The organism is Rothia dentocariosa ATCC 17931 (assembly GCF_000164695.2).
GTDB classification, from domain to species: Bacteria; Actinomycetota; Actinomycetes; order Actinomycetales; family Micrococcaceae; genus Rothia; species Rothia dentocariosa.
The window spans coordinates 670,754-691,532 of sequence record NC_014643.1 but is presented as its reverse complement, the minus strand read 5'-3'; the positions used below and the strand labels follow the sequence as shown (position 1 = coordinate 691,532).

At 57.4% G+C, this 20,779-nt stretch carries 16 protein-coding genes; 9 read left to right on the top strand and 7 right to left on the bottom strand.

Features of this window, described 5'->3' with window-relative positions; genetic code table 11:
- Positions 1-44 precede the first annotated feature (44 nt).
- Positions 45-1,082, bottom strand: coding sequence for an EamA family transporter (locus HMPREF0733_RS02995; protein WP_013397910.1), 1,038 nt, complete (start codon positions 1,080-1,082; stop codon positions 45-47).
- Positions 1,083-1,192: 110 nt separating this feature from the next.
- Positions 1,193-2,263, bottom strand: coding sequence for an EamA family transporter (locus tag HMPREF0733_RS02990; protein ID WP_013397909.1), 1,071 nt, complete (start codon positions 2,261-2,263; stop codon positions 1,193-1,195).
- Between the two features lie 441 nt (positions 2,264-2,704).
- Here HMPREF0733_RS02990 and HMPREF0733_RS02985 point away from each other — a divergent pair, with 441 nt between their 5' ends.
- Positions 2,705-3,592, top strand: coding sequence for a hypothetical protein (locus HMPREF0733_RS02985; RefSeq protein ID WP_013397908.1), 888 nt, complete (start codon positions 2,705-2,707; stop codon positions 3,590-3,592).
- A gap of 260 nt (positions 3,593-3,852) precedes the next feature.
- The gene (locus HMPREF0733_RS02980) at positions 3,853-5,595 is read left to right on the top strand and encodes a DUF5635 domain-containing protein (RefSeq protein ID WP_013397907.1); all 1,743 of its coding nucleotides are present in this window, start codon (positions 3,853-3,855) and stop codon (positions 5,593-5,595) included.
- A 277-nt stretch (positions 5,596-5,872) separates the two neighbouring features.
- Here the strand turns inward: HMPREF0733_RS02980 and purB are convergent, their stop codons facing one another.
- Positions 5,873-7,312 (bottom strand): adenylosuccinate lyase, encoded by a 1,440-nt coding sequence (purB, locus tag HMPREF0733_RS02975; protein ID WP_004005639.1) that lies wholly within the window; start codon positions 7,310-7,312, stop codon positions 5,873-5,875.
- A gap of 434 nt (positions 7,313-7,746) precedes the next feature.
- Between purB and HMPREF0733_RS02970 the strand changes: the two genes are divergently transcribed.
- The 6 genes from HMPREF0733_RS02970 (at position 7,747) to HMPREF0733_RS02945 (ending at position 15,816) form a co-directional block, all read left to right on the top strand.
- Entirely contained in the window at positions 7,747-8,361 is a 615-nt protein-coding gene (locus HMPREF0733_RS02970; RefSeq protein WP_013397905.1) for a hypothetical protein, read from the top strand.
- A gap of 27 nt (positions 8,362-8,388) precedes the next feature.
- Positions 8,389-10,566: a hypothetical protein gene (locus tag HMPREF0733_RS02965; protein ID WP_013397904.1), complete on the top strand. Its 2,178-nt coding sequence runs from the start codon at positions 8,389-8,391 to the stop codon at positions 10,564-10,566.
- Positions 10,567-10,652: 86 nt separating this feature from the next.
- On the top strand, positions 10,653-11,786 hold the full coding sequence (locus HMPREF0733_RS02960) for a histidinol-phosphate transaminase (protein WP_172461375.1): 1,134 nt from the start codon (positions 10,653-10,655) through the stop codon (positions 11,784-11,786).
- Positions 11,787-12,083: 297 nt separating this feature from the next.
- Positions 12,084-13,250 (top strand): thiamine pyrophosphate-dependent enzyme, encoded by a 1,167-nt coding sequence (locus HMPREF0733_RS02955; RefSeq protein WP_013397902.1) that lies wholly within the window; start codon positions 12,084-12,086, stop codon positions 13,248-13,250.
- Positions 13,251-13,252: 2 nt separating this feature from the next.
- On the top strand, positions 13,253-14,248 hold the full coding sequence (locus tag HMPREF0733_RS02950; protein ID WP_013397901.1) for an alpha-ketoacid dehydrogenase subunit beta: 996 nt from the start codon (positions 13,253-13,255) through the stop codon (positions 14,246-14,248).
- Between the two features lie 77 nt (positions 14,249-14,325).
- The gene (locus tag HMPREF0733_RS02945; protein WP_013397900.1) at positions 14,326-15,816 is read left to right on the top strand and encodes a dihydrolipoamide acetyltransferase family protein; all 1,491 of its coding nucleotides are present in this window, start codon (positions 14,326-14,328) and stop codon (positions 15,814-15,816) included.
- 224 nt (positions 15,817-16,040) lie between these two features.
- Here HMPREF0733_RS02945 and HMPREF0733_RS11575 read toward each other — a convergent pair whose 3' ends face one another.
- From HMPREF0733_RS11575 to HMPREF0733_RS02930, 4 genes are all read right to left on the bottom strand, one after another.
- Positions 16,041-17,180, bottom strand: a complete 1,140-nt coding sequence (locus HMPREF0733_RS11575; RefSeq protein ID WP_244864809.1) for a YrzE family protein — start codon at positions 17,178-17,180, stop codon at positions 16,041-16,043.
- A gap of 107 nt (positions 17,181-17,287) precedes the next feature.
- Complete coding sequence (locus HMPREF0733_RS02935; protein ID WP_013397898.1) at positions 17,288-17,962, bottom strand: sugar O-acetyltransferase; 675 nt, start codon at positions 17,960-17,962, stop codon at positions 17,288-17,290.
- The gene (locus HMPREF0733_RS11225) at positions 17,959-18,111 is read right to left on the bottom strand and encodes a hypothetical protein (protein ID WP_004005629.1); all 153 of its coding nucleotides are present in this window, start codon (positions 18,109-18,111) and stop codon (positions 17,959-17,961) included. Before HMPREF0733_RS11225 ends, HMPREF0733_RS02935 begins: the two co-directional genes overlap by 4 nt.
- Before the next feature lie 91 nt (positions 18,112-18,202).
- Positions 18,203-18,742 carry a hypothetical protein gene (locus tag HMPREF0733_RS02930; RefSeq protein ID WP_013397897.1) on the bottom strand — a complete coding sequence of 180 codons (540 nt, stop codon included), beginning with the start codon at positions 18,740-18,742 and terminating at the stop codon, positions 18,203-18,205.
- Between the two features lie 200 nt (positions 18,743-18,942).
- Here HMPREF0733_RS02930 and HMPREF0733_RS02925 point away from each other — a divergent pair, with 200 nt between their 5' ends.
- Complete coding sequence (locus tag HMPREF0733_RS02925) at positions 18,943-20,739, top strand: long-chain-fatty-acid--CoA ligase (protein ID WP_013397896.1); 1,797 nt, start codon at positions 18,943-18,945, stop codon at positions 20,737-20,739.
- Positions 20,740-20,779 lie beyond the last annotated feature (40 nt).

Sequence of the window (20,779 nt, the reverse complement as noted above, 5' to 3'; positions counted from 1 at the left end):
TTTGCTGCAGAACCGATCCGGCACGCAGCGTAGTATCCCGCAGTCTACTCCGGCAGCGGTAGGGGAGAGGTGTGCTCGGGAGGCTCGTTCCTCCGGTAAGAACCCGAGACCTCGTCCGTACTCGCCGAACCCCCAGTCGTTTGGGTAATTCCGATACTTGCTGTGATCAGCAGGATAATCGCAACCCAGCGCATCAGACCGGTTTCCTGGCCCAACAGCGCCCATCCCGCGAGCGCCGCAATCGCCGGTTCCAGGCTGAGGAGCACACTGAAGACCTGTTCGGGAAGGTGCCGCAGGGCTGCCAACTCGCTGCTGTACGGTACGACCGATGCCAGCAGGGAGGTTCCGATGATGAAGAGCACCAGTTGGGTGTCGTGCGTAACGCTCCAGAGTGCTACGGGGCCGGGGAAAAGCAGGGTTCCGGGGGCCACGCAGATGGCGCCCACGACCATTGCTACGGCGAGTCCGCTTGCACCGGGCACGAGCTCGCCGACTGAGGCGCTTGAGCGAATGTAGAGTGCCCAGAATGCGCCCGCGATCAGGGCGTATAGTACGCCCAGCAGGTCTGTTTCCTGCCCGTGTACTGCCTCAAAGCCGAGTACCGCCATGCCTGCCGCCGCGCAGAATACCCACACTAGGTCGCGTTTACGCCGTGTGAGGATAGAGGCCAGTACGAGCGGACCGGTAAACTCGACCGCCACCGCCAGCCCGAGCGGGATGCGAGCCAGCGCATTGTAGAAGAAGCCGTTCATGAGCCCGAGCGTGACACCAAAAATGAGCATGGCACGCCACTGGCGGGAAGACCAGCCTAAGAACCCGTCGGATGTTGTCGCGGGTACTGCCATATATGCGGTTTGTGCACCTGCCCGATGCGCCCGCCAGCGCCCGGCAATCCAGACCGCCGCTCCTACCGTGATCGCGGCGAGAAGCAGGCGCAGAACTGTGACGAGCCACGGACCAAAAAGCGGAAAAAGGTGCACCGCGAAAGCCGCGCCGAATTGCAGAGAAAGGCACGAGATGATCACAAAGATGATGCCGACGCTGGGGCGCTTGCGGCGACTATGAGGGGTGAGGCTGGTCAAGAAACCTCCTAGATCACAACGACAACAGGCGGCGGTACCACGTGAGAATAATGGTACCGCTACCTGCATATTGTTGTAACCTAGGGCATACCCTAAATGCGAAGTATATTCTACGTTGGGGAGGAGCCTTCTGACCGGGTTTCCTTAGCTTGCCGGTCGAGCCTGATCTGCTCGGTGGTGGGAAGGGTAATCACCCCAGTCTTCTGCACAAGGTCGGCACCGATGCTGTCAACCGCGCCAGGCAGGAAATGCGTAATTGTCTCCGCTGTACCTTCCTCAAGGGCCCGGCGTTCCACCCGAGCGTGCGATATCGTAATCCCGATACTTGCCGTAATCAGCAGCGCAATTGCAATCCAACGCACCGCATCGGTGGGTTCTTGCAGAATAATAACGCCCACCAGCGCCGCCGCGGCAGGTTCCAGCGAAAGCACCACGCTGTATACATTCGAGGGGAGCATGCGAAGCGCCGAAATCTCGCCCAGTGCGGGAAGCGCGGATGCCAGAAGTCCCATCGCAAAACCAAGCGCCAGTAAGGCGGGGTCGGTGATAACTTTCCCTAAATGATTGCCCGTGATGAAGAAGGGGAACGGGATAACTAAGAGTGTGGAGACAAGATTGCCCATCACCATACCGCCCATCCCCGGAATTGTGGCGCCCACACGCTCTGTTGCCAGAATATAGGCGGCACGAGAAACGGCGGTGAGAATAGCGAAAAATATACCTATCAGTGCAAAATCTTCGGGCTTTGACTGCGACTCTGCCGTCAAAATAGCCATACCGGTAAAGGAAAGAAGAATCCAGATCAGGTCGAGTTTTCTTCGCGAAAGAACCGTTGCCAACACGAGCGGACCCATAAACTCGATAGCCACCGCGATCGCCAGCGGAACCTGCTGAATTGCCACATAGAAGAAGGCGTTTGCACCGAAAAGGGCAACCCCCAAGACGATCACAGCAAGCCACTGCGGGCGCGTCCATTGACGAACTTGTGGGCGGAAAAAGAGATACAGCAGAAGCGACGAGGTGATCATGCGCAGAGCCACCACACCCCACGCGCCCAGATCGCCCATCATCGTCTTAGCGAGCGCAGAACCGAACTGTGCCGAAATGATGGCGCCGATAGCATACGCCATACCGAGGCCCTGAGTCGCCAGTGGCGAGCGCGCCGAAGCAGGAGCAGACATATAGGTTCCTTACTGTGTGAAGGCCGGTGTTAGTGCCATTGCTGAACACCACAGAAGACGCGTCAGAGCGCCTGAGTGAACGAGTGTGTTGTGTAACCTAGCTCAATTCTAAGCCCTCGGGGCGAAAAGCCGAACTAAAACGTCATACCGTGAAATTTACTCCATTATGAAACCTGCCGAAGATAAACGGCGGAAAGAGCTATGCCGCTTTGAGATACCAGGTCTGGGCTTGGGCGTAGATACCGTACCGATGGGTTAGCGGGCAAGATTTATGTCATATGTAGTGTGCACAGGTAGAGCCGGGGAAAGTAGTTCTTGACGCACTAAAATTCCAGGCCAGGGGCGTGTCATGAACGCGACGGAATACTCGCTAGGCGGAATAAGCACCGTTTCTGCAGGATGCGGTACCTACTTTGAGTCAAAACGTGCTTTACTGACATTATGCTAGACCCGAAAAAGTCACTTTTTGACGATAACGGCAATCCCCGCCCGGCACTCACCAAAACGCTTGATACCGTTCTGCGCGTTCAGCGCCCCCTGGCGCTGTCGATGGTGAAAAGTTTGCGGGCGGCGCATCCGGATGAAACCCCCGAAAAGATTCTGCGGCGCCTTGAACGCAACTATCTGCGTGACGTGACCGCGATCGGCGGGGTGACGGGCGCATCCGCCTTCGTGCCCGGAATCGGAACCGTGACCTCGATGAGCCTTTCGGCGCTCGCGGTCGGCGGGTACCTGGAAAGGACCGCGCTGTTCGCCCAAGCGGTGGCTGAGCTGCACGGCGTGCACGTGGAGAACCCCGAGGTTGCACGTTCGATGGTGATGGCGATTATGCTCGGCGAAGAAGGCTCGCAGCTGATGAATACCGTGCTGCTGCAGACCGGGAAGGCGAGCGGCGTTTCCAACCGGTGGGGCATGCTGCTGGGCGGTAAGTCGGCGGGCAAGACTTTTAGTGTGGAACGCACGATTCGCAATATGTTTATCAAGCGTTTCTTGACCCGCCAGAGCGGAGCCCTGCTGGGGCGTGCCCTGCCGTTTGGCGTGGGTGCGGTGGTCGGCGGTGGCGCAAACTTAGCGCTGGGGCGTGACGTGGTGAAGAGCGCCCGTAATGCGTTTGGTGATGCTCCCGCGTTTTTCCCAGCTGAGCTGATGCTTACTCCGCGCGCCCCCAAGTTCACGTCTGATGAGCAGAAAAACTCTCACGGACCCAAGGTGACGCGAGCACTGACCGGCAAGTTCAAGCGCACCAAGGCCGATACGAAGAACCACGATGCGCACGCTCACGGGCTGCAAAATCCTGGCGCGCAGCATCGCAAGACGATGGGGAACTAGAAGAAACTAGCCCCTTGCCCCTGCCCGCCGGTATTTCGCGGGTAAGAGTGCCCGTTTTGCCGCGGTTTTCACGAGACATACACGGGAGATTGTTAGATTAGCAGCCTGCTAATCTAACACTTTTCCGTCAAAGTGCGAAAAGTTGTTAGATTAGAGCCTCCTTAATCTAACAACTTTTTGTGTTTTTAGGTAGACTTGGTGGTGACGTTGGTCAAGAAGAACACTCCAACCACCCTGAAACCTACTGTTGTGGAGACGGCATGATACTTTCGGAACGCAGGCGAGACCTTGAAAAACAGGTCGCCGAAATCCTTGCTTCGTATCGAGACGGGCAGCTTCACGCAAACCGGGAGAGCGCATCCATAGATTTCAAAGAGGAAGCAGGACGCCGAGGCGCTGGCGGTATTCTTCTGCCCGGCGAAACACGCAACGCTGAAGCAGCATCAAAACTTGCAGATGAAGTCGCCTGCTTTGCCAATACACCCGGCGGAGGCGCTCTGATCCTAGGTGTTGAAGACAGCCATGGAACGGTACTGGGAACCGAGCTTGATACTGAATGGTTGCGCCAGCGTATTGATGAGGCGGTACAGGTCGCCCCCGATATTGTGGAACACCACCTTGGCGGAGCCCAGGGTCTGCGCGTGCTGGTTCTCTACGTACCCCAGGCCAAAGAGCCTGTGTATGATACCGGCAATAAGCTGCGGTGGCGCGTTGGGGATCACTGCAAGCCTATTGACCGTTCCCTTTGGTGGGAACACCGTGAAAATATGCGGGAATACGACGAAATGGCTCAAAGCACCCGCTACACGCCTGAAGATATTCCACGCTCCACCATGAACTATGTGCGCGCCCTGCTCGGAGCCGATACAGCCCTCACGGACCGTGAGGTCTTGCAGCGTTTGGGCGCACTGCGTTCCGATGGAAAGCTCTCGCAAGCCGCCGCGCTCACCCTGTGCCCCGCATCCCGAACCCTGCTTGAACTCACTATCTTCGACGTTCCCGCCGGGTCAATCCTCAATACTGTGCGACCCGACGCTGACCTGCCGCTGCTGGAACAAATACGGCAGATCGAGCAGGCTCTGCAAAACGTGAATACACAAATTACGCTTCCCACCGGGTTTGCGCACCGCACAGTCCGGCAGGTTCCCGAAAACGCTGTGCGCGAGGCTATTCTCAACGGCATTATTCACCGCGACTGGAACAGCTCTGAACCTACAGATATCCGCTGGATTACACTCGATAATACCCTCGTGGTGCGAAGCCCAGGCGGATTTTACGGTGGAGTTACTGCGGATAATGTGCTCAGCAATCGTTCTGCACGATACCCCGCGCTCGCCGATTTGTTCCGTGCCCTGACCCTTGTGGAGAAACAGGGAGTGGGGGTTGATCGGATGTACCAGTCCATGATGGTTCTTGGGCATCTGCCCCCTATCTTCGCGGAAGTGGCGGGTCCGCATATTGAATGCACGCTCGTGGGAGGAACACCAGTACTGCCTGTACTGGAAGTCGCCTCTGCGATTGTTCCCACCGCACGTCAGAAAGACGTGGGAATCGCTATTATTCTCAGCTATTTGATGCAGCACCCTTTTATCACATTGAAAACTTTGGCCGAACGTCTGCAATCTTCTGAAGAATCAGCGGCGCTCACGCTGCGGGCTGCCGAACAGACCGTTATTGAGGGTGTTCCGCTGGTAACCCGTCTTAAAGAGCAACAGGTGTGGGTTCTGGGCGAAGGTGCGCTTAACCTTGCTCAGAATGCTCGGGGCGAGAACGACCACTATGTGCTGCCCTATCTGTCACGATCCTCGCAGGCTATGCACGATGTGATTCGGACCTGGTGCGACCTCACCGGTGCAATCACAACGGGAGATTTGATGGAGCTGACGCATATAGCCCGCGGTACCGCCAAAAGGGCTTTAGACGCTCTAGTCGATGAAGGTACTCTAAGGCAGGAAGGACAGGGTCGTTCCACAAGGTACGTTATGGTTCATCAGGGGCGGTAATCTGCTGAATTTCTGTAGGTGGAGTAGTTGATGTTAGATTAGCGGGGTGCTAATCTAACAGTTTTCCGTCAAAGTGCGAAAAGTTGTTAGATTAGAGCCTCCTTAATCTAACAACTTTTTGTGTTGAGGTGGAAAACTGGCGAATAATGGGTGTTCTATAGCCCCTGTCAGAACCATAAAAAGGCTCTTTATTCACATAAAGCATTGGAAAAACCGCTTTATGTGAATAAAGAGCCTTTTTAGAACGTAGGGGGCGGGAGAAAGGAGCCGAAGGAGTTTAGCCTTGCGCATCCTTCGCGTGATCCACCAGCTGCGCGGCGATGCCGTTGTACGTATGCGGGGTCAAGTTCGACAGCCGCTCCTGCGCCTCGGCAGACAGGCCCAGGGTGCCCACAAATTCTTTGAGGCGAACCGCATCCACCCGATGACCGCGCGTAAGCTCCTTCAGGCGCTCATAGGGGTTCTCCATGCCGGGGGTGCCCGCGATTGCCTCCGCGCGCATAACCATCTGAATGGCCTCCGCCAGAACCTCCCAATTGGACTCCAGGTCGGCGGCAATAACGTCGGCGGCAATATCGAGACGCTGCAGACCCTTAATCACATTGGAAATCGCCAGCACCGAATGCCCAAATGCCACGCCAATATTGCGCTGCGCCGAAGAATCGGTCAAATCACGCTGCCAACGCGAAGTCACCAGCGTGGATGCCAGCGAATCGAAGATCGCATTGGAGAGTTCAAGATTAGCTTCCGCATTCTCAAAGCGGATCGGGTTCACCTTATGCGGCATCGTCGAAGAACCCGTTGCACCAGCCACCGGAATCTGGCGGAAGAAACCAATCGAAATATAGCTCCACACATCGGTGCACAGGTTATGCAGCACACGGTTGAAATGCGCCACATCAGAGTACAGCTCCGCCTGCCAGTCATGCGATTCGATCTGCGTGGTCAGCGGGTTCCAGCTAAGCCCCAGATGCTCCACGAAACCCCGCGAAATAGCCTGCCAGTCAGCCCCCGGAACCGAGGCGTAATGCGCCGCATAGGTGCCCGTCGCGCCGTTAATCTTGCCTAGGAACTCGGTGGCGGCAACATGGGAAATCTGGCGCTTCAAACGGTACGCCAGCACAGCCATTTCCTTGCCCAGCGTGGTGGGGGTTGCGGGTTGGCCGTGCGTGCGAGAGAGCATCGGAACATCTCTGCCGGTCTCGGCGAGATCGAGCAAAACCTGCACCAGATCGCGGGCAGCGGGAAGCCATACGTTCTCGACCGCGTCCTTAATACCCAGGGCATAGGAGAGGTTATTAATGTCTTCGGAGGTGCACCCAAAATGCACGAGCGGCACCAAATGCCCTAGCCCCAGCGCTTCAAGGCGGCGACCGATATAGTACTCGACGGCCTTCACATCGTGAACAGTGACCGCCTCAATCTCGGCGAGTTCGGTGACGGAATCGGCGTTGAACTCGGTCACGATAGCACGCAAACCGGACTTCTGCTCATCGGTGAGCGGCGTGAGTCCGGGAAGAACGGCATGCTCGCACAGGTATATGAACCATTCGACTTCCACGTGGATGCGGTCGCGGTTCAGTGCGGCTTCGGAGAGATAGTTCGTTAACGGCGCGGTCACAGGGGCGTAACGCCCATCGAGAGGACCGAGCGCGAGATTACTGGTGCCCAGGTCGATTCTTCCCGAGGGCAGGAGCGTGTTTTCAGGGTGAGACATACCTCTATCTTCGCACGTTTTGGCGTAAAAGGTCAGATTGGGCGTCTTCTGTGGTGGATGAAGTGCCGTGTCTGTCTTGAGTGCGGCGTATTGCGGATTCTGGATGTTATTTTCTTTGTTCCGCTAAGGCGTTATTTATGGGATGCGCGCTCTGCCACGCTTGTGCGGGCCCATGTCATATTCGGTCATGCGAGTGCGCGCATCCAACGAAATCGGGAGAAATAACCTGTGGATAATCAGCGAAAGTGTCCCACTACGGCAGGTTATCCACAGGGCAACGAGAGAGCGGGTATTAACCTGTGCCGAGCCTTCTAGGGTGAAGGTAAACAGGTACAGCAGCCACAGCATCGGTCACGCGCACGGGTACTCAGGCGTACCCGTGCGGCCGCACACCGGGAGCCGCCCGCCGTACACAAAGAGCTAACGAGGAAGACATGACAGCCATCGCACCCGCACCAACGCCCCAGCCGCATACCGGTGATGTTCCCCCGGGCGCGCATCCGCCCACGTCCGCAGATATTCTGCGTGCCGCCGGTGACATGGGGATCGGTACCAGCGCTGCAACCAGTTTTGCGGCATCTTTGCAAGGATTAGCGGGGCAGGCACGCAGTAAGGGCCAGGAACTCGCCGCCAACTTAGAACAGCATGCTGCGAGCATTCAGACGATGCTTCACAAAGCCCACGGTATGCGTGCCGAACACTGGAAATCTTCGGCCGGGAGAGCCTATCGAAACGCATTAGACCAGCACGAAAAAAGCCTGACCGAAACTCACCAGCAGGTACAGCACGCAGCCGAGGATGCGCACCGCGCTGGCGAAGAAGTTGCCGCAGCCTTGGAATCCCAAGCAAACACTATTTTGGGTGCCGCCGCCGGATTAGACGGAATGCTCAAAGGCCTGCTGAACACCACCGCCGATACCCTCGAAAACCTGAACCCCGCAGACATCATCAAATCCTCCGGCGCGCTGAATGCCCAGCATGCCTTAGATCAGTTACTCAATTATTCGCAGGTTCCCACCGGGCTCTTGCAGAGCTCGGGCATTCACTAATCGCTAGACAATAGGGAAGGACTCACGATGAACACTCCGGGACAACAGATAGCAGCCGGTGGGGACGATAAAACCATTAGCGTTCTGCTGGAAGAGCTGCCGCAGCTCGCACAGAATGTACACCAGCTAGGCGGCGATTGCGGGTCATTACCCCTGCCGATGGGCGGTATCGCGGCGCAGCTCATGCTTTTTCTCGGCACCAACGAGCATGGGCGGCAAGCCTCGGTCATGACCACCTCTGCCGCGGCGACGTTGGGGGAGCGGGCCGTTAAGCTGGAGGCAACCGCCAGCGCAATAGACGCCTGCTCGAAGGGCTACCATCAGGCAGAAGAAGCCGCGAAGGGACTGTTCAACCGTATCGGGCTCACTCAGGACGGGAAGATGCCTAACGGCATGTCGCAGGAAGAGTGGATACGCAACGCGCTCATGCATCCGCAAGGCGCCTTCAACGACATGTGGTCCTGGGAAAAGTACGAGCTTGGATATAGTGCCGCAGAGAGCATTTTCGGGTGGGGTATGCGCAGCGGCAACCCCTATATTATGAGCTTTTCCGCACTGACGGCGATTACCCTCTTCGGGGCGATCGCCTACCAGGATATGCGCGCCAACCCAGAGATGGCGCGCAGACGTATAGCTCGAAAACTCGAAAAAATGGGTATTCCCCGTGAGATAGCCGAACGAATTGTGAACGGGAAAATGCCGTGGCTCGGGAAGAAAGAACAGGACAACAAGAACCGCGGTGAACTCAAGAACTGGCATCGTGATAAGGCAGAACCGACGGATAAAATGCCTCGCACCCGCGCCGAGATCGCCCAGAATATGGAGCGTGTAAGCAAGGGAGACCTCTCGAAAAAATACGAAGGCGAAGATAAAGACGGGAAGGGTTACTCGGGGATTGAGGTACAGGTATATCGAGACCCCCAAACCGGCCGCAAAATCGTATACGCCTATATTCCAGGGACGGACTTTTCCAATAAACCTGGCGAACCCGACGGTATCCAAGGTACCCTGCAGATAGGCGCCGATACACCGAACGCTTCTATACAAGACAGCCATATCATGATGCGTGCCCTAGACCGTGCGCTAAGAGACCAAGGCGTAACCTCAGCCGATGATGTGATTCTCGTGGGACATTCCCAAGGCGCAGCTATCGCCTATAACGCCGCCAATAACAACGAATTTGCCTCACGCTACCACGTGAGCGATGTGTACACTTTTGGCGGCCCCGTACAAGCTTTACCAGACCGAGGAAATAAGACCTTCCGCGTGCATCAAACCAAAGATAAGGGCGATCCTATTCCCGCAATCATTAGCGGCCAGACGTGGCGGGAACGCCCAGGTGACTCGACCGTGATTACTGACCGTAGAAGTTTTCGCCAGGGCGGCGATCCTAAACCACATGAAATGACTCACGATATGAGGTTTTATCGTGAATCATTAGAACGGGATGCTAACGCGCAGAAACCTATGGTGGCTGTCCCTCAAGGTAACTACACCTACGAAGGCGGAAATGTCTATAACGCTACCTCTGAGGGAGGGCCTTCGTTATGGGAGAGCGGAGCCGCAACATTATCAAATGAGCGTGGTGTAAACCCTCAAGTACTTGGAAATATAGGGGTTGACTTGGCCCAAGATAAGGCACGGTCATGGACACCCGATTTTTTGAAACCCAGTATGGATGCGCTTGATCCACGAAAGCCTGTCGATTACACGGACCCGAAGATTTCGGGACTACCCGCACCAGTGCAGAACCCCGGCACCACAGATACCCAACACTCACCCGCAGCATGGCATGCGCCCGAGTCGCTGGAGAACATATCGGGGCCAAAACCCATGCCGTACAGCCATCATGGGGAGGGGATCATACCCTCCGGGGCAGGTTCCCACGCCGAACCGTATTATGCGCCGCGCCTGCTGGATGACCTGCACCTGCCCAAGCTTGACATACCCCACAGCACGGGCGGAGGTGAAAACCTGCTGCCGAACCTTGACCTGAAAACACAGGAAGGATACCTGCCGCCGCTGGGGGAACACCTGATGAACAACCCCGCCGAGACACCGCACCTGCACATACCACAGAATCAGCTGCAGCCCGATGGTGAGACCGTAACCCCCGCCGATACCGGTAGCCGCATGCCCACCAACACCCCAAACCCCGAGATACGTACCTCACACGACCCCAGGCTCCTAGGTGCACCAGCGTAAACGCAACCGCGCCCGATCGGCAGAAACCCGCGTGACCTAGCGCAAAAATCCGGGGCGGGGAGGTTGGCGAGCACTATACTGTGGATATGAGTGAATCACACCAACCGCAGACATCACCGATTCCCCCGCGCCATATTTTTGCGAACCTTCCGGCCTATGTGGCAGGAAAACCCGCGCCGCAGGTTGCCGGGCTAACCCAGTACAAACTATCTTCCAACGAGAACCCTCTCGGACCCGTACCCAAGGTCGCCGAAATTCTTAGCACCTTCGATGCGGTACACCGCTACCCAGACCCGCTCTCAACCAAGCTGCGTGAAGCGCTCGCCAAGCGGTTCAACCTAGATGCCGAGAATATCGTGACCGGCGCCGGAAGCCTGGGTGCACTCAACCAGATTCTCAAAGCGTTTGCCGGAGTCGATGCCGACGGTGTGCAGGACGAAGTCATATACGCTTGGCGTTCCTTTGAGGCATACCCCATTTTGGTGGGGCTGCTGGGCGCAAAAAGCGTGCAGATTCCGAACCTGCCCAACGGTGCCCACGACCTGCAGGGAATGCTCGATGCGATCACCGACCGCACCCGTGTGATCCTGGTGTGCACCCCTAACAACCCCACCGGGCCCGCCGTCACCGAAAAACAAATCCGCGAGTTCCTGGCGCAGGTGCCCCCTCATATTGTGGTGGTGCTCGACGAAGCATATTTCGAGTTCTGCACGGTATCACCCGTGCCCGACGGGGAAGATGCGCCGCTGGACGGTTTGCGCCTGTACCGTGAATACCCGAACGTGATCGTGCTCAGAACCTTCTCGAAAGCACAGGGACTTGCGGGGCTTCGCGTGGGGTACTCGGTATCGCATCCGCAGCTGACCCAGTATTTGCGGGTGAGCGCCACAACCTTTGCCGTTACCGCCGTGGCAGAGGCCGCCGCTGTCGCCTCCATAGAACATGAAGATCAGGTGATGGAACGTGTACAACACCTGGTGTCCGAGCGTGAGCGCGTGGTTGCCCGGCTGCACGAGCTAGGGTACAACATACCGCAAACCTACGCCAACTTCGTGTGGCTCCCCCTGGGAGAACACACTGCGGAATTTACTGAACTGGCGCGCGCTAACGCCCTGGCGGTGCGTGCTTTCGACTCCGAGGGTGTGCGGGTGAGCATCGGCGAAGATGAGGCAAATGACCGCTTCATCAGCATCTGTGAGCAGTTCCCGCACAGAGTCTAAAATCCCTCAACTCGCGGGGTTGAGCTATGTCGCCGAGGGCTCGGGAAGAGACCGTGTGGGCTCTCAGCGACAACACTTAGAATGCTCCCCGCCCACGTAAGTATTCCGCGAACCAACATGCACACAGAAACGGTGCATTACGCCAGAAGGAAAGCATAGAAAACCGCACAATAAACCTTCACTTCGTTCTTAAGCGAGTAAAATAAGAGGAAATATGCCCAAGCCTTCCGCCCCGCGTGCCGAAACTCTCTGCGCACGCCCGGCGTGAAGGACAGCTCGTATCTGCGTGGAGGATTGATGCACGAGAACGAAAAATATCCGGGAGTACCTGAACGCATCCAGCTGATGGATGAGAACGGCAAGGTACACGAGAACCCCACCTTCAGCTCTTATGTGCAGGACGTAGACGCAGAACAGCTTCGCGAAGCCTACCGCCTGATGTACATCACCCGCCGCATTGACGACGAAGGAACGGCACTTCAGAGGCAAGGGCAAATGGCTCTGTGGGTGCCCAGCCGCGGACAAGAAGCGGCGCAGGTCGGCTCCGCACTGGCATTCGCCCCCAACGACTATATTTTCCCCTCCTACCGCGAACACGCGGTCGCCTTTGCCCGCGGCGTAGATTTCCGCGAACTCATCACGGTTTTCCGCGGCTCACACACCCACGGGTGGGACCCTAAAAAACATAACTTCCACGTCTACACCAAAGTGCTTGCCGCACAGATTCCGCACGCGGTCGGCTACGCTATGGGACTGAACTTTGATGCCGATATTGCGGCGGAAACCGGGCAGCTGCAGACAGGCCAAGGGCAGGCCACCAACCCCGATACCGACACCGTGAAACCCGCCGTTGGCGTCTACTTCGGCGACGGTTCCTCCACCGAAGGCGAAGCCCACGAGGCCATGGCCTTTGCTGCATCCTACGATGCCCCCGTACTCTTCTTCGTACAAAACAACCGCTGGGCTATTTCGGTACCCTTCGACGTGCAGTCGCGCGTGCCCATCTCAACCCGTGCCCAAGGCTACGGCTTTGAAGGGCTGCGCGTTGACGGCAACGATGTGCTCGGAACCCTCGCCGTCACCCGCTATGCGCTCGATAAAATCCGCCGCGGCGAAGGACCCGTACTGATCGAGGCGGAAACATACCGCCTGGGCCCGCATACCACCGCCGACGACCCCACCAAATACCGTGACGATGAAGAACTCCAGCAACGTCTGAACGCAGACCCGCTGATTCGCCTGGAAAAATATCTGCGCGAGAACGGGCACGCAGATGATGCCTTCTTCGAAAAACTCGCCGAAGAAGCACAAGAACTTGCTAACGGGGTACGCGAGGCGGCGATTGCCTCCGAACCCTATGAATTCGACCGATTCTTCGACCGCGCCTACGCCGAAGAACACCTTCAGGTAGAAGAAGAACGCGAGTTCTACCGCAACTACGTCGCAGGTTTCGAGGAGGACTAAGAATGAGCGAGCAGAATGCACAGGTCGAGCGCCTAACCCTGGCGAAAGCGATCACTCGCGGCCTCGACGACGCAATGGCAGATAACCGCAAAGTCGTGCTGATCGGCGAAGATATCGGCAAACTCGGCGGCGTATACCGCGTAACCGAAGGGCTTCTGGCGAAGCACGGGCAGAAGCGCGTGATGGATTCTCCCCTCGGAGAAGCCGGTATTGTGGGCACCTCTATCGGCATGGCGATGCGCGGCTATCGGCCCGTAGCCGAGATTCAGTTCGACGGGTTCGTTTTCCCTGCCTACAACCAGATCACCACCCAGCTCGCCAAAATCCACAACCGCAGCGACAAAAAATATGTCGTTCCGGTTACGATCCGTATTCCCTACGGCGGTGTAATCGGGGCGGTCGAGCATCACTCGGAATCGCCCGAGGCCCTATTCGCGCACACCGCCGGGCTGCGCATCGTAACGCCGTCCTCACCGCATGACGCCTACTGGATGACTCGCAAATCTATTGAATGTGACGACCCGGTGATTATTTTCGAACCCAAACGCCGCTACTGGCTCAAGGGCGAGGTGAATTTTGCGGACACCGATTTTGACCCGTTCCAGGCGCAGGTGGTGCGCGAAGGCACAGACGCGACCATCGTGGCATACGGTCCGCTGGTGCCGGTAGCGCTTGCCGCCGCAGAGGCTGCCGTCGAAGATGGGCGCTCGATCGAAGTCATTGACCTGCGGTCGATCTCTCCGATGGATGTACCCACCGTCGCCGCATCCGTGGTGAAGACCGGGCGCCTGATCGTTGCCCACGAAGCGCCGACCTTCGGGGGCGTGGGTGGTGAACTCGCCGCCGCGATCACCGAGCGCTGCTTCTACAGCCTGCAGGCCCCGGTGCTGCGCGTGGGCGGCTACTATATGCCGTACCCGGTACCGCGCACGGAGGACGAATACGTGCCCGATATTGACCGTATTCTTGAAGCCGTCGATCGCTCATTTGAATACTAAACCGTATATTCCATATTCCTTATATAACCCGCGAAGAATATTCCCGACAGGCTATATTCCCTAGCGAAAGGTATAAAATGTCCCAGATTTTTAATCTCCCAGACGTGGGCGAGGGTCTTACCGAGGCTGAGATCCTCACCTGGAAAGTCAGCGTTGGCAGCGAGGTCAGCATTAACGATGTTCTCGTTGAAATCGAGACCGCCAAATCCGTTGTGGAACTGCCTTCGCCCTACACCGGTACCGTGGATAAGATTCTGGTGAGCGAGGGCGAGACGATCGAAGTTGGGACGCCTATTATCGCGATCTCCGGCAGTGCCGCATCCACCGCAGACGAACCGCAGGATGCGCCCGCCGCATCCGCTGATGAGGGCGAGAGCGGTAACCAGGCACTCGTGGGTTCGGGCCCCAAGGCCGATTCGGTGAAGCGCCGCGCCCGCAAGCGCCCCGCATCCGCAAGGGCTCAGAACGCCGCGCCACAGGTCCAGGTTTCGCCCGCTCAGGAGATGCCGGTGGCGCATACCCCCTCGTCACCCGAGCCGCGCAATCAGGGGCTTTTCAGCGAGCTTGCCGAGCGTGCCTCCAAATTCGTAGAAAACAGCCCGTTCAATACGGTTGTGCAGCGTTTCCAGGGCGGGGCTGAGGTACCCGTCGTAACCGCACAGCCGACGCAGGAGCCGGTGCCGCATCGTCCGTCGCTGGCGGCGCCACCTGTACGCTTGGCGGCAAAAGAGCTGGGCGTCGATCTGGCGAATGTGACCGCGACCGGCTCGCGCGGGCAGGTGACGAAACAAGACTTGTTGAACTATGTGGCGCATCTTAACGATGTGCAGGAGTCCACGAGCCAGCGTTTCTGGCAGTCCCCGTCCGCACCGGGCGACCGTATGCAGCATATTCCGGTGCGCGGGGTGCGCAAGGCAACCGCGAAGGCTATGGTTTCTTCGGCGTTTAGCGCCCCGCACATGTCGATCTTCGTAGATGTCGATGCCTCGCGCACCATGGAATTTATCAAGCGTTTGAAGAAGTCGCGCCACTTCGAGGGTGTGAAGGTAACTCCGCTGCTGGTGCTTGCCGCCGCCGTGATTTGGGCGGCCGAACGGAACCCCCAAGTGAACGCTACGTGGACGGACAGCGAGATTCAGATCAAGCGCTTTATGAACTTGGGCATTGCGGCGGCGACCCCGCGCGGGCTGATGGTGCCGAATATCAAGGACGCGCAGGAGCTCTCTCTGCGTGAGCTGGCGATCGCCTTGAATAACCTGACGACTCGCGCCCGTGAGGGGAAGACCCAGCCCGCCGAGATGGCGAATGGAACCCTGACGATTACGAATATCGGTTCGCTTGGTATCGATACAGGGACCCCGATTATCAACCCCGGCGAGGTGGCAATCGTTGCCTTCGGCACGATTAAGCAGAAGCCCTGGGTGGTTGATGGTGAGGTTATTCCGCGCTGGGTAACCACGCTGGGCGGTTCTTTCGATCATCGCGTGGTAGACGGCGACCTCTCGGCGCGTTTCATGGCGGATGTTGCCGCGATTCTCGAAGAACCCGCCATGCTTCTGGATATGTAGCGCTTATAAGTACAGTAACGCTCAAGGGCGCCGAAGGAGACACGAATCCTTCGGCGCCCTGGTGTATTTTTTTGGGTCTTGAAACCACGCATATTCTGTTTCTGGAATATTCCCGAGTTGGCATATAGCCATATCGTGCACACAAAAATGGGGGCAGGGTTCTCAAGTCGTCACGAAACCCTACCCCAATCGCTATATTCCCTATGGGTTATATGCCTGAAACGTTATAACTCCTGGTCCACATAGTTTTGTGCGTAGCGTTCCACACGACGGTGATAGATGCCGCCCATCAAACCGCCCAGAACTGCGGCGATGAAGGTGATGCAGAGAACCAACGCAACCGAAAGAATAGCGCTTGCCGTACCGTGCTGCGTATACCACTGCACGGAAAGGTTTGCGGAGCTTCCCTGGAAAACCTGGGGCGTGAAATAGGTGAGCAGGCTTGCTGCAAACATGATCATGACCTGCCACAGCCACACCGAAATGCCCTGCTTTGCGCTGGAGAACCGCGCCATGCGACCAGCCACATACCCGCCGATGCAGTATGCCACCAGGTACGCGGCACCGGTTCCGATACCCTGCCAGAGGGCGAGTGCATCGTTCCCCGAGAATAACCCGCGCACAATAGGAGCCATGGAATCGTAGGGGGCTCCGTGATTAGCCTCGACCACGGTTGCCGTAACCCAGAGCAAAAACTGCAAAACGCCCATTGCGGCGAACCAGCCCATCAGCCCGGGAATAACCTGAAGTCGCCCGTAGCGTGCTTTCTGAAGCTCGAACGCAGTTGCCGCCGTGAGAATGGGGGCGTGCTCGTCGGTATCTTCACCGTCTTCTATAAGGTAATTTTGCGCGGGGGAAGGAGCAGACACGGCCACAATGGCATCGCTGTCGCCGTCTTCCCTGGGCGTTGTGGGATGCTCGGGGAGCGGGGGAAGCGCCTCCGTACTGTAGGTAACCATGCTGCTGGGCACGGCGGGGCGTAACTGATCCACGGAGTCGCTGCCAGCAGACTCGTCGGAATCTTCTAACCAGCCGAAGGAAGAATCGCCATCGTGTGAACGATCCTTGGCGGTACCCGCATCGGTCTTCATCTGTGCATTGGCGGATGAAGAGCTTTCCTCAAGATATTTCCGCTGGTCGGCGGCAGAGAGAGGGCGGGTTTTCTCTTCGGATATATCATCGACCGGTACATCCTTGGGGGAGAGCACGACGGTCGGGTCGTCGCTTTCAAAAGCGGCGTCCCAGGCGTCATGAGAGTTCTCCCGAAGCTCACTCTGGTTCGTTTTATTCTTCGCGTGAACGGTATTTTCTTCAGCAGGGGTATTGTGATGGGGACCTGAGGTATTCTTTGGGGTAGATGTCATGGTCTCCTCCATATCGGTGGTTGGCATCTGAGAATTTTTATCTATATATGCTCATAAAAACTGTGGCGCTTGTGGCGCTCAGTTTAAGGGTCGGAAGTTGAGCGATATTAAAAGTTATCAGCTTCAAGGCGCGCATAAAATTCCTGCGCTTGCATCATTTCCTGTTCACTGTATTGGTGCGGATGCGCCGGTCGCTGCTGCGGGTCAATTGTGCGGATAACGCGCGCCGGATTACCGGCGACGATCGTGTTCTCGGGAACGTCTTTCGTGACCACAGACCCCGCCCCGATCACCGCGTTTTCGCCGATCGTGACGCCTCCAAGAATAATGGCTCCGCCGCCTATCCACACGTTATTGCCTACCGTGATCGGCAGGGCGCCCTCCCAAAAATTGATGCGATCCTGAACATTAATCGGGTGGGTGGGGGTGAGGAACTGGCAGCCGGGGCCGACGAACACGTAGTCGCCGATGGTAATGGGGGCTACGTCTAGGAACGTGGTGTTGAAATTGAAGAAACAATACTTGCCAATATGGGTATTGACCCCAAAATCGAAGGCAACCGGCGGGCGCATCTGGGTATGCTCGCCCAGGCTGCCCAAGTAGTCGCGGAGCACATGCATGCCGTGGGCGTGCTCGCCGCGCGCATAGTACTGCTCGAAAAACTTGACCGCTTGGTAGATAGAATCGCCGACTTGCTTATTCTCTTCGGTAGAGCGGTAGGCTTTGCCCGCCGTCATACGTTCAAAAGCCTCGCTGAGGTTCTGGCGGTTGGGCTTGCTCATGAGTGAGTCCCTCCCATCCAGAAGTACATGATGAGGATAATTGCTAAGCCGATGAGAATCACGATGCCGCCCAGAATGGCGAAGCGTTTCGAGATTTCTCGGAGCAGCTTTTTAAACTGCTCATCGGTAATGTCATGCCTGTTGCTCATACACCTAGTATCTCAGAAAGGCCCCACCGGATGCAGGCTTACTGTATAGCGCCCTCAACTAGGGCTTGAACACAGGGAACTGGGCTAGGCGCTAGGGCTGAACTTTGCTCTGGCGGCGGCGAGAAAACACACGCATGAGCACGATGATAAAGACAATGCAGAGCGTAAAGTCGATGAGGGTAACAGCCTGTCCGAGCCAGTAAGCAATTATATATACAGCGTTTGCCCCTTCGAGATAATGACCGATACCGTCCGGATGATACAGAAGCCCCAGGAAGATAAGCATGAAGAGGTCAAGCCCATGATGCAGCGCACCCACGATATTGGCTCCGAGGATAAACCCTAAATACCGTGACCGCAGATAAAATACTGTCGCGGTGATCTGCAGAGCCCAGTAAAGCACAGTAACGAGGATAGGTGAGGATGTATATACCGGGAAATAATTGAGAGAACTCGGATAAAAGATGGCAAGAAAAGTCTGAGCCATGAGCGCAAGCGTTATACCTGCTAATCCCAAACGCATACCGTAGAGTTTCCGGAGAGGAAGAGCCGGGCGTGCGGTGCCCGCTGCCAAGATCTGCGAGCTCGAATTCTGCTGTGTGGGATTATTGCCGAAAGACTTCTCACTCATATTTTCCACCGTAACATTGCGATGCGTGCTGATGCACGGGGTGTACGTCGTTGTATATAGAGACGTCGCAAGTGGGAGCGAGTGTATAGTCGAAGAAACCTCGAATACTGCTCGCGGAATGGGGCGGAATGCTCGCCGAATGGGAGCACACAGCGCGTCGCGGGTTGAGCAAAACAGGTCTCAGCAGGCACAATCGAAGCATGACTGACCCGCAATATCACGACTCGCATCCGCATGATGCCCAAGCCTCCGCGCAAGAGTCTCAAAGACCCGCACCCGCTCAAACTACACCTGATACCGCCTCCGGGCAGAACCCGCTGGCGCATCGCCCCTGGCTCAAAAATTATTCACCCGGCGTCGCCGTAGACGTTCACCTGCCCGAAACCTCGCTAAGCCACCTGATTGACGATGCTGTCCGCGACGTTCCCCACAAGATTGCCCTCGAATTCTTTGGGGCAACCACCACCTACGCCGAACTTGGCAGTCAGATCGACCGCGCCGCCGAAGGGCTGCGCCTGGCCGGGGTGCAGGCGGGGGATCGGGTCGCCCTGATTCTGCCCAACTGCCCGCAGCATATTATTGCCTTCTACGCGATTCTGCGCCTGGGCGCGATCGTCGTGGAACACAACCCCCTCTACACCGGCGCCGAGTTGCGGCACATGTTCGAGGACCACGGCGCGAAGGCCGCCATCGTGTGGGATAAAATTTCCGGGCATATTACGGGCCTGCCCGCAGACATCAGACCGGCGCATATTTACGCCGTGAACCTTATCAAAGCGATGCCCGCCCTCACCCGCGCGGCACTCAAACTGCCGGTCAAAAAGGCACGCAGTTCACGAGAAAAACTTGAAGGAGCCGCCCCCGGAACCACAAGCTGGGCGCATCTGCTCAAGAGTCCACCGATCGACCCCGACTTTAAACGGCCCACCGCTCACGACGTAGCGCTCTTGCAGTACACCTCCGGCACCACCGGACTGCCCAAGGGCGTGATGCTCACTCACCGCAACCTCGAATCGAACGGGCGCATGGGTGAAGCCTGGATTCAGCCCGGCAACGACGAAAGTATTTACTCGGTGCTGCCGCTCTTCCACGCCTATGGCATGACCTTGGGCGTAACGATTGCGGCGCTGTGCCGCGCCCGGCTGGTGCTCTTCCCAACCGTCGATATGGGTCTGATTACTAAGGCGATGAAGAAGACCCGCCCCACGATTCTGCCCGCAGTACCGCCGGTCTACCGCCGCCTGATGGACGTCGCCAAAGAGCAGGGCATCTCGCTGCAGGGAGTTCGCTATGCGGTTTCGGGCGCCATGAACCTGCCGCCCGAGCTGGTGGCAGAGTGGGAGGATGCATCCGGCGGGTACATGGTTGAGGGGTACGGGCTGACCGAGTGCGCGCCGCTCGTCTCATGCAATCCGCTCAACGATACGCGCCGCGCCGGGTCAATCGGCATTCCCTTCCCCTCGACCGATATTCGCGTGGTAGACCCCGAAACTCTTCAGGATGTGCCGCTCGGCGAAGAGGGTGAGCTGTGGGTTCACGGCCCGCAATGTTTCGCCGGGTACTGGAAACGCGAAGAAGACACGCAGAAAACCATTACGGCTGACGGCTGGCTTCGCACCGGCGATATTGTGCGCCTGGACGAAGACTACTTCATTCAGATCGTGGATCGTATTAAGGAAGTCATCATTACCGGCGGGTTCAACGTTTCACCCACCGAAGTGGAAACCGCCCTGAAACAGCACGATTCCGTGGCGGATGCGGCGGTCGTGGGCATCCCGCAGGCCAGCGGGGGAGAGATGGTGGTCGCCGCCGTGATTCCTGCCGAAGGACACGCGGTTGATGAACATGCGCTGCGCGAGCACTGCTATGCGCGCGTGACCCGCTATAAGGTGCCGCGCAAGATTGTGGCGGTGGACGATCTGCCCCGGTCGATGCTCGGCAAGATTCTGCGCCGCAAGGTACGTGAACAGTTAATCGCCAGCGGGGAGTTTGATTAAAAACACACTCTGGCACAACTGCGAGTTCGAGCGTCAAGGC

Coding starts and splice junctions, on each gene's coding strand:
- HMPREF0733_RS02990 (WP_013397909.1), bottom strand. CDS start 2,263: ATGTCTGCTCCTGCTTCGGCGCGCTCGCCACTGGCGACTCAGGGCCTC.
- HMPREF0733_RS02985 (WP_013397908.1), top strand. CDS start 2,705: ATGCTAGACCCGAAAAAGTCACTTTTTGACGATAACGGCAATCCCCGC.
- HMPREF0733_RS02980 (WP_013397907.1), top strand. CDS start 3,853: ATGATACTTTCGGAACGCAGGCGAGACCTTGAAAAACAGGTCGCCGAA.
- purB (WP_004005639.1), bottom strand. CDS start 7,312: ATGTCTCACCCTGAAAACACGCTCCTGCCCTCGGGAAGAATCGACCTG.
- HMPREF0733_RS02970 (WP_013397905.1), top strand. CDS start 7,747: ATGACAGCCATCGCACCCGCACCAACGCCCCAGCCGCATACCGGTGAT.
- HMPREF0733_RS02965 (WP_013397904.1), top strand. CDS start 8,389: ATGAACACTCCGGGACAACAGATAGCAGCCGGTGGGGACGATAAAACC.
- HMPREF0733_RS02960 (WP_172461375.1), top strand. CDS start 10,653: ATGAGTGAATCACACCAACCGCAGACATCACCGATTCCCCCGCGCCAT.
- HMPREF0733_RS02955 (WP_013397902.1), top strand. CDS start 12,084: ATGCACGAGAACGAAAAATATCCGGGAGTACCTGAACGCATCCAGCTG.
- HMPREF0733_RS02950 (WP_013397901.1), top strand. CDS start 13,253: ATGAGCGAGCAGAATGCACAGGTCGAGCGCCTAACCCTGGCGAAAGCG.
- HMPREF0733_RS02945 (WP_013397900.1), top strand. CDS start 14,326: ATGTCCCAGATTTTTAATCTCCCAGACGTGGGCGAGGGTCTTACCGAG.
- HMPREF0733_RS11575 (WP_244864809.1), bottom strand. CDS start 17,180: ATGACATCTACCCCAAAGAATACCTCAGGTCCCCATCACAATACCCCT.
- HMPREF0733_RS02935 (WP_013397898.1), bottom strand. CDS start 17,962: ATGAGCAAGCCCAACCGCCAGAACCTCAGCGAGGCTTTTGAACGTATG.
- HMPREF0733_RS11225 (WP_004005629.1), bottom strand. CDS start 18,111: ATGAGCAACAGGCATGACATTACCGATGAGCAGTTTAAAAAGCTGCTC.
- HMPREF0733_RS02930 (WP_013397897.1), bottom strand. CDS start 18,742: ATGAGTGAGAAGTCTTTCGGCAATAATCCCACACAGCAGAATTCGAGC.
- HMPREF0733_RS02925 (WP_013397896.1), top strand. CDS start 18,943: ATGACTGACCCGCAATATCACGACTCGCATCCGCATGATGCCCAAGCC.